We start from the raw sequence: 13,778 nt of genomic DNA, 5'->3' as shown, positions 1-13,778 counted from the left end.
CAGAGTGAAATCCTTTTTTATGGATGAATTACAGGAGCTTCCGGAAGCTGGGTCCCCGATTTTCAAAACACTTACATGATTGAAATCCTGAACTTGGGGAAAATAGTAGTATCCTTTGTGAAGGAGACTGGAGTTATGAAGCTGTTGCATTACCCAAAAGAGGTCCTCGTCCGGTTTTTCAGGGAACGATTCTTTGATCAATCAGCCCAGCTGGCATACTATTTGCTATTATCCATTTTTCCATTTTTGATTTTTGTGTTTTCGTTGATCAGTTATCTTCCTATTTCGGAGACGAATGTCCTGCTTTTAATCAAACCTTTTGCCCCGGAGAAATCGTATGCGATCATACAGGACAATATTGAACGGATTCTCTATAATCAGCGGGGGGACGTATTATCGATATCGATCCTCTTTACTTTCTGGCTGGCTTCCATGGCCGTCCAGTCCATGGTCCGGTCATTAAACCAGGCGTATAAAATAGAAAGAACGAAACCGTTCCTGGTCGCGTTGCTTTACGATTTATTATTGACGATGGGATTTATGGTTTTGATTGCTTTCTCCCTGGTTGTCCCGGTTGTGGAAGAATACATAAGGCATGCCCGGTTTGTGAGCGGAAAGCTTGAAGGAGAATGGAGCGAAGCCTGGGTGATCGGAAAATGGGGTTTGAGCTCGATTTTTATGCTTGTCCTGTTCATTTTTCTTTATCTGGTCGTACCGAGCAGGAGGATTTCGTTTTCACATGTACTTCCGGGTGCCCTATTGGCCACTTTTGGCTGGCAGGGGGTTTCATGGTTATATGGCACATATGTAAAACTTAACGATTATACTCAATTTTATGGGCAGCTTGGAAGTGTCATCACTTTGGTGGTGTGGTTTTACATTTCGTCCGCGATTTTATTGATCGGCGGACTGCTGAATGGAAGCATCGCCGAAAGAAGCGGAATGAATAAATGACCTGGAGATTCCGTTCTCCAGGTCATTCCTTTTACCGGACTGTGTTTTCCTCTCTCATCATTGTTACAAGTTTTGTTGAAATTGCAAGAAGGATCAGTCCCAATATGATTGCGACAGATCCGATAGTCGCGAAGATCTCCAGATAGCCAAGGGTCGCTGTCAAGGAAGCGAGCTGTCCCGCCAGCAGGCTTGCCACTCCGATTGCGGCCATCCAGACCCCCATGAGCAGGGAAGCGATTTTCACCGGCGCGACCTTACTTACCAGTGAAAGCCCCACCGGTGATAGGAACAGTTCCCCCAATGTATGGAACAAATAGGTGAAAATAATGAACATGATATTTGCGCGGCTGACGATATTCTGTTCATCGGACCCTGTCTGCAGGACTGCGGGTATCAAAATCATGAACCCCAGTCCAAGAAGGATCATCCCGAAGCCCATCTTGGTGGTCATGTTCAAATCCCCGCTTTTTGATTGGGAAAGTCTTAACCATACCCCGGAAAGGATGGGGGCAAGGATGATGATGAACAATGGATTCACCGACTGGAACCATGCCACCGGAATTGTATAGCCGAAGATCTCCCGATCGATGAAGTTTTTGGTATAGAGCGTGAATGAGCTGCCTGCCTGCTCAAATCCAGCCCAGAAGAAGACGACGAAACATGCCAGAATCAAAATGGCCCTTGTACGCTGTTTTTCTTTTACAGATAATGGGGCATCATGGTACTCATTTGACTCCTCAGCCAATTGTTTATTCGGTTTCAGCCCGATCTTTCCAAGATATCTTCTACTTAGCAGACTGAATATCAATTGGCCTGTGATCATTCCAAGAGATGAAGCCAGGAATGCCCATTTAAAACCGTAGTGCATCGTCCCGTCATTCAGCGGCCTCAAAAACAGATCTTCAGCAAGATACCCTGCAATGAGCGGAGCAAAGAAAGCTCCGAGGTTGATTCCCATATAAAAGATAGTAAAAGCTGCATCTTTACGTTTGTCATGCCTCGGGTATAATTCACCGACAAGAGTCGAGATATTCGGTTTGAAAAAGCCGTTCCCGAGTACAAGCAGTGCAAGACCAATATACAGTCCCGACTGTGAATGGGTGAGGAAAATAGTGAAGTCCCCGCAAGCCATTGTAATACCGCCGATCGTAATCGCTTTCCTCAACCCGATGTACCTGTCTGTCAGCCACCCGCCCAGGATTGGTGTGAAATATACCGATCCCGTGTAAATCCCGTATATGGACAGTGCCTGTGCAGGCTCGACCCCAAGTCCGCCGCTTACATAGGCCGTGGTCAAATACAGGACCAATATAGCCCTCATGCCATAATAGCTGTATCTTTCCCAAAGTTCCGTAAAGAACAACAGATATAACCCCTTGGGATGTTTTCTGCCTTGCGGTAATGAATCCAGTGCAGAAGAATCCATACACGATCCACTCCAATCCTTTAAAATACAAAATTATAAACTATATCGTTTGTCATTCTCCTTCAAATTATGTTCTGAGCGGATAGTTTTTTATATCAACGAGCTTTATTGTAGAAAAGTCAGAAAAGACGGTATAATGGTGTAAGGTAAAACCTGTAATCATAAAGGGGGAATCATAGTGAATACATATCCGGATACGAAGAAAACGATCGAATTGATCAAAGAATTGGTTGAAATCCCAAGCCCGTCCGGCAACACGGATAAAATCATGAATTTCGTGGAAGAACACCTTTCCGGCCTGGACTTAGAAATGAAAAGGAACCGTAAAGGGGCTCTCATCATAACAATCCCGGGGGAAAATACAGAAAGCCACCGCATGCTGACTGCACACGTCGATGCACTGGGTGCGATGGTCAAGGAAATTAAAAGCGACGGTCGTCTGCGTCTTTCAATGATCGGGGGATTCAGATGGAATGCGGTAGAGGGAGAATACTGCCAGATCGAAACATCCAGCGGTAAAACATACAGCGGGACGATCCTCATGCATCAAACATCCGTCCATGTATACAAAAATGCAGGAGAAGCAAAGCGCGATGAAACGAATATAGAAGTCCGAATCGATGAAAAAGTACGCAGTGCAAATGAAGTAAGGGAGCTTGGCATAGAAGTGGGGGACTTTGTTTCATTTGATCCTAGGGCTGAAATCACAGACAGCGGATTTATTAAGTCACGTCATCTTGATGATAAAGCAAGTGTCGGCATGCTGCTCCAATTAATCAGGCAGATCAAGAGTCAGGGAATCATACTGCCATATACAACCCATTTCCTTATTTCCAATAATGAAGAAATCGGCTATGGCGGGAATTCAAACATTCCGCCGGAAACGGTTGAATATCTCGCGGTGGATATGGGTGCCATCGGGGATGGACAATCCACCGACGAATATACTGTCTCGATCTGTGCAAAAGATTCGAGCGGCCCCTATCATTACGGATTAAGAAAACATCTTGTGCAGCTGGCAGAGGAAAATGGTATCGAGTATAAACTCGATATCTATCCTTACTATGGGTCAGATGCATCTGCTGCGATCAGGGCAGGATTTGATATCGTACACGGCCTCATCGGCGCCGGAATCGATGCCTCCCATGCCTATGAGCGCACTCACGAATCATCAATCCGTCACACCGAAAACCTGCTGTGGCACTACGTCCAGTCTAAAATGATCATAGAATAAATGTTTGTAAGCCTTCCTATAGCATTAATTTGCCTGGGAAGGCTTTTTCCTTCGTGTATAGGGAGAGAGGCTAACCGGCCGCACGTGGAAAGCGAAGTCTTGCACGGAAATCAAACAGCGGTATTAACGGGGATTTTGTTTTAACCCTGACTCTTAAGGGAAGAGCTGAATGGATGGGAAAATGAATCGCAATCAATTTAGGAGGTATTTCTCTTATCAAAGTCAGAATGATAAGGTAAAATAAAAACAATATTATATTTTAAACAATTGTGAGGGAACAAACAATGAATACATACAACCTTTTAGAAAGCATCAAATTAAAAACTGTATATGGAGAGCTGCCATCAGAAGTCAAAGACATTTATGTCGATTCCAGAAAAGTCACGGAAGGAAGCGTATTTGTCTGCACAAGGGGTTACACGGTCGACGGCCATGATTTTGCCGGGAAAGCAGTGGATAGCGGAGCGAGGCTGATCATCGCAGAAAAGCAGCTTGATATCGATACCGAAAAAGCCGCACTGGTCGTGGTGAAAGATTCCTTCAAGGCTTTGGCGCAAATAGCGAATAAATACTATGACTATCCTTCAAAAAAATTGAACGTCTTCGGGGTAACCGGTACAAATGGAAAAACGACTGTTACAAATCTGATTTACTCGATTTTAAAGCGGGATCATCAAAAAGCGGCGCTTTCCGGCACGATCGGCTTCAATCTGGATGGTGAATTACTGCCGAGCGAGAATACAACATGCGATAATCTCACTAATCAACAGATGCTGCACACGGCAGCGGGAAAGGATATTCAAAATTTCATTCTTGAAGTCTCTTCTCATGGGCTGAGCCTTGGAAGATTATGGGGAATAGACTTTGATATTGTGGCATTTACAAACCTGAGCCATGACCATCTGGATTACCATGAAACCATGGAGCATTATGGATATGCAAAAGGCTTATTATTTTCACAGCTGGGCAACGACATCGAGAATCCAAAATATGTGGTCTTGAATGCTGATGATGAATGGTCTGAGCGGTACACCTACATGACCTCTCATGAAGTGATCACTTACGGCCTCGAAGCAAACGCAGATTTCAGGGCTGAAGGCATCACGTATGATAATGACAAAACAACCTTTACACTGGATTCCCCTGAAGGAACTTTCCACGTGGAAATGAAGCTTCTTGGAAAATTCAATGTCTATAATATCCTTACTGCAATGGCGTGTCTGTACGCCCGTGGAATGGAAGTGGAGAAGCTTGTCGGCATCATCAGTGAACTGCCTCCTGTAAGCGGAAGAATGGAAAAAGTGGAGATGGAAGCACCATTATCCGTGTATATCGATTATGCACATACACCTGATGCGATTGAGAAAGCGATTGAATCGGTGCTGCCGTTCAAGCAAAATAAAATTATTTTCCTCGTGGGTACTGGCGGGAACCGTGATAAGTCAAAACGGCCGACGATGGCTGAGAAAGCTTCGATGGCAGACTATGTCATCCTGACAACAGATGATCCACGCTTTGAAGAATATGACAGTATTCTCGGCGATCTGGAAAAAGGAATGCAACATGACAAATATGCCCTGATTGGTGATCGTGCGGAAGCGGTCAAGCATGCAATAGAAGTCAGTGAACCTGGGGATATCATCATCTTTGCAGGCAAAGGTCATGAGGATTATCAAATTGTGGAGAACACAAAATATCCTCACAGTGATAAAAATATTGCGATCGGGCAAAGCAAAATAAAATACGCACCGGCTCATTAAGTCTGAATGATAAAAGGAACCAGCTTTTGGTTCCTTTTATTGTTCACGGACGATTTTTCATAGACGGAACAACCTGTTTTTGCTACATTTAAAGTATTACTAAATATGGAAAAGAAAGAATGAAAAAAATGAAACTATCATTGTATTTGAATGATTATGAAACGGAAAAATTATTTTCGTACCTGAGATGGCTGTTCCTCCTCGTTTCAGTCATGATTTTCTATGTTCCGCCGTTTTCTATAAACATTCCATCTCAAACAGAGCTGTTTCCATACCTGCTGACAGCAGGCTGTATTTATATGCTTGTCACGCAGATCGCTCTTTATCGAATGAGGGATAATAAAAAGAATCTGCACTATGTGTTAAAAGCCGGCATCCTGTTTGATTACATTGCCCTTATTTGGCTGATGGCGTTGTCAGGGGGCGTGCATAGTCCGTTATTTCCGATTGCGATCTTATTTGTCCTCCATGCCACCATTTACTGGAGTACAAAAGGGGCCATCATCTCACTTTTATCATTCAATGCTGCATACATTGCAATTGGCTATATGACAGTTGACTTAAGCCTTTTTGAGCATTATTTCACGGTAATGATGAATGTGTTTTTCCTCTGCATCATCGGCGTGTTCGGTGCATTGATCATGCTGAGGGAACGCTCCCATTATGTTCAAAAAGAAGCTTATCACTTCCTCATGCATCAGGATTATTTGTCGGGTTTATTCAATCATCGTTCTTTTCAGGAAAAACTGAGGGAAAATACAGCATCCGGAAAGTCATTCAGTTTGTTTCTAGGTGATATTGATGATTTTAAGAAAGTGAATGATGAGTATGGACATCAAAAAGGAGACGAAGTGATCAAAGAAGTCGGTGATATACTGCGTGCTTTTGCATCCGGTCACAAAGGACAGGCTTTCCGTTACGGCGGTGAAGAGTTTGCCTTGCTGTTACCCCATTTTGAAGGAGAAAATCTGAACAGCTTCCTTGATGACTTATACGGTGAATTGATGAATGCACGCTCGCTTCCGATTTCGATGAGTTTCGGTCAGGCGAGTTCTTCAGAGGAAAACGACCCCGAAAAACTTCTTTCGCTTGCGGACAAGCGGCTGTATAAAGCAAAACAGTCCGGGAAAAAGAGGGCGTGTTTAAAAGACGGAGAATTATATTCCGGAGATTTAGAGCCTGCCATGAAAGCGGCAAAATAAAAACGAGAAGGCTGATTGCCTTCTCGTTTTTCGTACTAAATGAACATACCTGCAATCGCAGCACTCAATAATGATGCAAGTGCTCCTGCGATTACCGCTTTAAGTCCAAGGCGTGCAATGTCGCCTCTGCGGTTAGGAGCCAGTTTACCAAGTCCGCCAAGCAGGATTCCCAATGAAGAGATATTGGCAAATCCGCAAAGAGCGAATGAGATGACCGCTACTGTCTTGTCCGAAAGGTTTCCGATTTCAGGTGCAAAAGCAGAGTAAGCAACAAATTCGTTGATGACAAGCTTTTGACCGATGAAGTTACCTGCAATCACCGCTTCACTCCATGGTACTCCGATTGCAAAGGCAAGCGGGGAGAACACATAACCAAGGATCAATTCAAGTGATAGGTTGTCAGCGCCAAATAATCCGCCGATACCGCCAAGGATTCCGTTGATCAGTGCAACCAATGCGATGAACGCAAGTAACATTGCCCCAATGTTCAATGCAAGAGTAAGACCGACGCTTGCACCGTTTGCTGCCGCGTCAATGACGTTAGTAGATTCGGAATCCGCTTCCATATCGAATTCTGCAGGTTCAGGCGTTTCATCTGTTTCAGGTACAAATAATTTTGCCATGACCAGTCCGGCAGGAGCCGCCATGAAACTTGCAGCGAGAAGGAATTCAAGCGGTACACCGAGCAATGAATAACCAATTAAGACGGAACCTGCAACAGATGCCAATCCTCCGGTCATTACCGCAAACAATTCAGATTCAGTCATCCGGGAAAGATAAGGACGAACGACCAACGGTGCTTCAGTTTGTCCCACAAAAATGTTTGCTGCAGCAGACATTGACTCGGCTTTTCTCGTGCCGAGGAGCTTTGAAAGTCCGCCTCCCAGGATTTTAATGAAGAACTGCATCACTTTTAAATAGTAAAGTACAGAAATTAATGCTGAGAAGAAAATAACTACAGGAAGAACATTAAACGCAAACACAAACGCGATATTTGATTCCTCTGAATATAATCCACCAAACAGGAACTCTATTCCTTCGTTTGAGTAGTTAATAATCTGATTGACTCCCATCGTAAGTCCTTCTAATCCACTTTGCCCCCATGGTGTCTTCAGAACCAGGAAAGCGAATAACAATTGAATCGCAAGTCCCCCAAAGATCGTTCTGAAATTGATCTTCTTTTTATTAGAAGAAAACAGGAAAGCGATTCCAAGGACGACTAATATTCCAACAATACCCCATAAATACTGCATTCTTTTCACCTCGTAATAATTAAGTAACAAACTTGATGCTTTCGGTTTTTTATTTTACAATTCTTTCAGAAGTCTGACAACCTACAATTACACGTTTTTTTCAAAGATGTACGGACAAGTTCCATATTAGTATGCGCTACTACAGCGTTTTCATGAAAGGGGATACAAAAATGAAAATAAGAAAAAATTTTATGGAAGGTCTGGAACAAAAAGTATATATACATGAAAATAAGAAAGAAGAACTGATTTTAATCGCAATTCCGGATATTGAATGGTCTTATTTATTTACATATGAAGCCGAGGATATTCAAAAAGACTTATTTCAATCGTTGAAAAGAAGAGTAACAGAAGAAAAAGCCGAAGTGATCGGCAGCAGGATATTGCAGTGGACGAGGGAGATGTGACTTGGGAACCATCCAGAAACGAAGGAGCTTCTGTTAATTCGTTATAGGGATGTACTGTCCAGAGTTCGGGGATTTCGAGATTGTCATGAAAACGTTTTTATGTTGATGGTCAAATTGTGTTAAAAGTGACCTTTTTTTGTGGTTTTTTTAAAAAAACCTTTAAGAATATGGATTTAATCATCATTTATGGATTATTCCAACCCAACCCAGGGAGTATTTCAGTGATAACTTGGCCGCTGTCTTCTTAATTGAACCCTTAAATAAAATAATTGCGCCGCTTACAAAGGTAATTGCGCCGCTTTTTACATAATTGCGCCCTTCCCAGATTAATTGCGCCACAAATCATCATAATTGCTCCACTTGTCCAATAATCTCTATGCATTAGGTGAAACTGCCATTTCCAGTCTGCACGATCCCTTACATGATCAATGAATAGCTTCAAGTCTCTGCCCCAGCCGTCTCCTCTTTAGTATGATCCAGCAGCGGCGGCTAGAGGCACATGACTTAAGCCAAATTGGCCAAGAAGGTAAAGACCGCCTTCCCGTCCGATTCGTCATAAGCCCCACGCCTCTGCTCAAGCCGCCTTCGCTTTTAGTATTGCATTCTGATTTGACAAAGAATATGATGGGAAGGGAAGAATGTCGAGAAAGGATTTTATGAATGAAAAAAGACTTTAAAGAAGAGGTCCAGTCAAGACGGACCTTTGCTATCATATCCCACCCTGATGCAGGGAAAACAACGTTGACGGAACAGCTTTTGCTGTTCGGTGGAGCGATCCGTGCCGCCGGAACCGTCAAAGGGAAGAAATCAGGCAAGTTTGCAACATCTGACTGGATGGAAATTGAAAAGCAGAGGGGAATCTCGGTAACATCATCTGTAATGGCATTTGATTATGATGACTACCGGGTGAACATCCTGGATACACCGGGGCACCAGGATTTCTCTGAAGATACGTATCGGACATTGATGGCGGTTGACAGTGCCGTGATGATCATTGACTCAGCTAAAGGGATTGAAGCACAGACCCTGAAACTGTTTAAAGTCTGCCGTATGAGAGGGATTCCGATCTTCACCTTCATTAACAAGCTCGATCGTCAGGGACGTGAACCGCTTGAACTATTGGAAGAACTTGAAGAAGTACTTGGAATCCAATCGTATCCTATGAACTGGCCAATCGGAATGGGTAAAGAGTTCCTTGGGATTTACGATCGTTTCCACAACAGGATTGAACAATTCCGTGTTGAAGACGAGGACCGCTTCATTCCTCTTAATGATGAAGGGGAAATCGCCGGGGAACACTCCTTAAAGGATAATAACCTTTATAATCAAACATTGGAAGATGTACTTCTACTCAACGAAGCAGGAAACGATTTTTCCCGGGAGCGGATTGCGAGCGGTGAGCTTTCGCCTGTGTTCTTTGGAAGCGCACTGACCAACTTTGGTGTCCAGACTTTTCTTGAGACGTATTTACAGTTTGCACCGTCACCTCAGCCCAGAAATTCGGACGTTGGCGAGGTGGATCCGGTCAGTGAAGAATTCTCAGGATTCATCTTTAAGATTCAAGCAAATATGAATCCCGCCCACCGGGATCGAATTGCCTTTCTGCGCATTTGTTCCGGACAGTTTGAAAGAGGGATGTCGGTAAATCTCCCAAGGACCGGAAAAAATATTAAATTGGCTCAATCAACGCAGTTTCTTGCAGACGACCGCAGTACAGTGAATGAAGCTGTAAGCGGGGACATTATCGGAATTTACGATACTGGTACGTATCAAATCGGCGATACCCTTACTGCAGGAAAGAAACCATTCCAATATGAAAAACTGCCGCAGTTTACCCCGGAACTGTTTGTGAGGGTAACTGCTAAAAACGTAATGAAGCAGAAGCACTTCCAAAAAGGGATCCTGCAGCTCGTACAGGAAGGTGCCATTCAATACTATAAGACAAGAACTGAAGATGTCATCCTCGGGGCAGTCGGCCAGCTCCAGTTCGAAGTTTTCGAACACCGGATGAAAAATGAATACAATGTTGATGTCAGAATGGAGCCGATCGGTTCGAAAATCGCCAGATGGATCGAAAATGAAGAAGACGTTAAAGAAACGATGTCCAGCTCAAGAAGTATGCTGGTAAAAGACAGGCATGAAAATCTCGTCTTCTTATTTGAAAACGACTTTGCCATGAGATGGTTCTCAGATAAGCATCCTGACATAAAGCTATACAGCTTGATGTAATTAAAAACCCTTCAAAGAGAAACTCTTTGAAGGGCTTTTTTGCTTTTTCAGTGTTTATCATTAGTAATGGATAGGTAAAAAAGACTATGATGGAAGCAGGATAAATATTTGGAAATGGGGCTTTTTTATGAATATTGGCTGTGCAAACTGCCGTACCACGATGAATTTCTATGAAACCGGTTATCTTTTTTTATATCATGCACAATGCAGCGACAAACCTTTTAAGGAGGCAGTTCAAAGAGATGATAACACATACGTGCTGCCCTATCATGACATTGACTCGCTTTCCGGGATGCTCGAGGCCGCAGGTCATAAACTGATTGAGCAAGGATGGACATGCAGTATCTCGGATTCTGATAAACCGGGTGAGTATCATTCCGCAGGGGATTTTCTTAATAAAATGAAATACAGGGACATGATAGAGCTGATTCAAGAAGGTGAATTCGTGAGTTACCTCCAGCCGATCATGGAGCTAGGGAAATATGAATTGTTTGCGTATGAAAGTCTTCTCCGCAGTGCTGATCCTTCACGGAGGATAAATCCCGGGGAATTGTTCAAAGCTGCTGAATTGACGGGATTTCACTCCATGCTGGATCAGCGTGCAAGGAAGACGGCCATAGAAAGCCGTGTCGGAAATATTGAAAAAGGTGTGAAGAGCTTTATTAATTTCCTGCCATCAACGATTTATAATCCTGAGTACTGCCTGAAACACACTTTCCATATTGTCGATAAGTACGGGGTGAACCCTGAGGATTTAGTGTTTGAAGTCGTTGAAACAGAGAAGATAGCGGATATATCCCATCTTAAATCCGTACTGGAAGTTTATAAACGTGAGGGCATGAAAGTTGCCCTGGATGATGTTGGCTCCGGGTTTGCAACAATTGAAATGCTTTCCCTCCTGCAGCCTGATATTGTCAAAATTGACCGGTCGTATATTTCAGGGTGCGACAGGAATCCAGACAAACAGCAATTTCTGAGAACAGTGATCCATACTGCGGGGGAATTGGGCATATCCGTATTAGCTGAAGGTATTGAACGAAAAGAAGAGCTGGCATTCTGTAAAGAAATCGGAGTCAACTATGGACAGGGCTACCTGATCGGCAAACCTGCTTTGGTCCCCGAAAAGCCGTTAATCTCTGCTGGGTAATCTAATCAAAGAGGCCGGGACAAAAACCCGAACTAGTTTGCATGAGTTGAGGCAAATTAGTTGGTTTCATTGTACATTTTGGCTTATGACCTGTGCCTCTAAGCCCTGCAGCTAGACAAGTGAGACCTGTCCAGCTACAGCGGCTAGAGGCGACAAGCCGCCTCCGCTTTTCTTCCCGCAGGCTTGCCGAGGAGGCTCACGGGCTACCCGCGGAAAGCGAAGTCTTGCACGACGGAAATCATTAGCGGTATAAAGAACCTATACTGATATTGTTCGTCATTAAATGGTACCTTTTTAGTTTTGTCCCAATCTCTTTTATATTTAACTTATTGACTTCCATTCGAATCATGGTAAAATGATAGCTATAACCAAGTACTTTAGTGCATAAAAGCTTAAAAGCGTTTAAGTATGAAAATAAATAATCAATGTCTCGAACAACGCAGTAGGACCTCATTTGACAGCAGCCAGAGACTAAGCGGAAGGTGAAAGCTTAGGTCAAAGATGATCTGAATTACATTGTTCATAAAAGTTTCTTCATCGTCAGCTTTTATAAAAGAGACAGTTTTTTGAAGCGGGAGTATACAGTCTTTATCTTGAGATTGTAACTTCAACTAGGGTGGTACCGCGGAGAAGCTCTTCGTCCCTATTCCAGGGAAGAAGGGTTTTTTCTATTTTCTGCACATGCTAAAGCTAATAATAACGACACATATACAAAAGGAAGTGACATCAAGTGTTAAATATCAAACCTGTTCAACAGCCAAAATTAATTGAAGCAATTGCGATCTTACTAATCATTCTTGCTACGATCAGTTTCAGCATCATCCGTTTAGAGGCTGTACCTCATATACCCATCATCATTTCTTTATTCATTCTCATGATCTATGGTTTCATTCGCGGAATGAAATTTAAAGATATTGAAGAAGGGATGATCAACGGGGCGCAAGGGGGACTTGGAGCCGTGTTGTTATTCATTTTCATCGGACTCCTCATCAGCAGCTGGCTGATAAGCGGAACGATTCCCACGTTGATGTTTCATGGATTCGACCTGGTTTCACCACATATCTTTTATGCAGTAGCCTTTCTTCTGACTTCTTTGAGCGGAGTGATGATCGGCAGCTCACTGACAACAGCGGCGACCATCGGGGTGGCAATGATCGGAATTGGTGAAGCGATGGGGTTATCCATGGCAGTTACGGCAGGGGCCATCGTATCAGGTGCATTTTTCGGGGACAAGATGTCTCCGCTGTCTGATACGACAAACCTGGCGTCCTCCATTGTGAAAGTGGATCTGTTTACCCATATACGCAATATGGCATGGACGACAATTCCCGCGTTCATCATCACTCTGGTTGTGTTTCTCCTCTTATCACCTGGGAAGCAGCAGGTTGACCTTGCGGAATTGCAGGCGATCCAGGATGGATTGAGTCAATCAGGACTCATTCATTGGTACAGCTTCATACCTGTCGTCCTGTTATTGCTCCTTATTGTGCTTAAGGTCCCTGCCTTGCTTGCGCTTGCAATCAACGTCGCGGTTTCAGTGGCCATTTCATTCTTTCATTCCTCGATGGGGCTCAAAGAGATATTTTCAGTGCTTTTCTCCGGCTTTACATCAAAAACCGGCGTGGACGCTGTGGATTCGTTATTGACCCGCGGCGGGGTGGAAAGCATGATGTTCACGATTTCTTTAGTCATCCTTTCCTTGAGTCTGGGAGGGCTGTTATTCAAGCTGGGAGTCATCCCTGTCATCCTGTCGAAATTGTCCGGGGTGATCGGTTCTGCCAGACGTACCATCTTTGCTGCCGCTCTCTCAGCGATCGGCGTCAATGTGGTCGTCGGTGAACAGTATCTGTCCATTTTGTTGACAGGTGAAGCATTTCAAACGCAGTTCAAGAAGCTCGGCCTGCATCCGAAGAACTTATCCAGGACCCTGGAAGATGCAGGGACAGTTGTGAATCCTTTAGTTCCCTGGAGTGTTTGTGGAATCTTCCTGACAGACGTCCTGGGGGTATCAACCATTGAATACCTCCCGTTTGCCGTTTTCTGCATCGCATCCCCTCTGATTACCATTCTATACGGGTTTACGGGGTGGACAATCAAACGGGAAAATACAAACGTAAACCCTGCAGTTAATCAATAGTAAGATAATAAAAAAAGACTGCACCCATCCGA

10 protein-coding genes are annotated in these 13,778 nt (G+C 43.8%); 8 read left to right on the top strand and 2 right to left on the bottom strand.

What is annotated here, in order from left to right; genetic code table 11:
• Positions 1-135: 135 nt before the first annotated feature.
• A complete protein-coding gene (locus tag BHE18_RS08365) occupies positions 136-954 on the top strand; it encodes a YihY/virulence factor BrkB family protein (RefSeq protein WP_141771827.1) in 819 nt (272 codons plus the stop codon).
• A 31-nt stretch (positions 955-985) separates the two neighbouring features.
• On the opposite strand, the gene BHE18_RS08360 is transcribed toward BHE18_RS08365, so the two are convergent.
• On the bottom strand, positions 986-2,380 hold the full coding sequence (locus BHE18_RS08360) for a peptide MFS transporter (RefSeq protein ID WP_071618107.1): 1,395 nt from the start codon (positions 2,378-2,380) through the stop codon (positions 986-988).
• 178 nt (positions 2,381-2,558) lie between these two features.
• Here BHE18_RS08360 and BHE18_RS08355 point away from each other — a divergent pair, with 178 nt between their 5' ends.
• The 3 genes from BHE18_RS08355 to BHE18_RS08345 all read left to right on the top strand — a co-directional run bounded on the left by BHE18_RS08355 (position 2,559) and on the right by BHE18_RS08345 (position 6,576).
• A complete protein-coding gene (locus BHE18_RS08355; protein WP_071618106.1) occupies positions 2,559-3,614 on the top strand; it encodes a M42 family metallopeptidase in 1,056 nt (351 codons plus the stop codon).
• A gap of 284 nt (positions 3,615-3,898) precedes the next feature.
• Entirely contained in the window at positions 3,899-5,374 is a 1,476-nt protein-coding gene (locus tag BHE18_RS08350; RefSeq protein ID WP_071618105.1) for a UDP-N-acetylmuramoyl-L-alanyl-D-glutamate--2,6-diaminopimelate ligase, read from the top strand.
• 119 nt (positions 5,375-5,493) lie between these two features.
• Complete coding sequence (locus tag BHE18_RS08345) at positions 5,494-6,576, top strand: GGDEF domain-containing protein (RefSeq protein WP_071618104.1); 1,083 nt, start codon at positions 5,494-5,496, stop codon at positions 6,574-6,576.
• A gap of 35 nt (positions 6,577-6,611) precedes the next feature.
• Here BHE18_RS08345 and BHE18_RS08340 read toward each other — a convergent pair whose 3' ends face one another.
• Positions 6,612-7,829 (bottom strand): NupC/NupG family nucleoside CNT transporter, encoded by a 1,218-nt coding sequence (locus tag BHE18_RS08340; protein WP_071618103.1) that lies wholly within the window; start codon positions 7,827-7,829, stop codon positions 6,612-6,614.
• A 170-nt stretch (positions 7,830-7,999) separates the two neighbouring features.
• On the opposite strand from BHE18_RS08340, the gene BHE18_RS08335 reads away from it, so the two are divergent.
• From BHE18_RS08335 to nhaC, 4 genes are all read left to right on the top strand, one after another.
• Positions 8,000-8,233, top strand: a complete 234-nt coding sequence (locus BHE18_RS08335) for a YueH family protein (RefSeq protein ID WP_071618102.1) — start codon at positions 8,000-8,002, stop codon at positions 8,231-8,233.
• 660 nt (positions 8,234-8,893) lie between these two features.
• Positions 8,894-10,462, top strand: a complete 1,569-nt coding sequence (locus tag BHE18_RS08330) for a peptide chain release factor 3 (protein ID WP_071618101.1) — start codon at positions 8,894-8,896, stop codon at positions 10,460-10,462.
• 127 nt (positions 10,463-10,589) lie between these two features.
• The gene (locus BHE18_RS08325; protein ID WP_071618100.1) at positions 10,590-11,609 is read left to right on the top strand and encodes an EAL domain-containing protein; all 1,020 of its coding nucleotides are present in this window, start codon (positions 10,590-10,592) and stop codon (positions 11,607-11,609) included.
• Between the two features lie 730 nt (positions 11,610-12,339).
• The gene (nhaC, locus tag BHE18_RS08320) at positions 12,340-13,746 is read left to right on the top strand and encodes a Na+/H+ antiporter NhaC (RefSeq protein ID WP_071618099.1); all 1,407 of its coding nucleotides are present in this window, start codon (positions 12,340-12,342) and stop codon (positions 13,744-13,746) included.
• The last annotated feature ends 32 nt before the right edge of the window (positions 13,747-13,778 follow it).

It is taken from the genome of Rossellomorea aquimaris (assembly GCF_001877785.1).
Lineage (GTDB): Bacteria > Bacillota > Bacilli > Bacillales > Bacillaceae_B > Rossellomorea > Rossellomorea aquimaris_A.
This window is presented reverse-complemented; position numbering and strand designations above follow the sequence as displayed.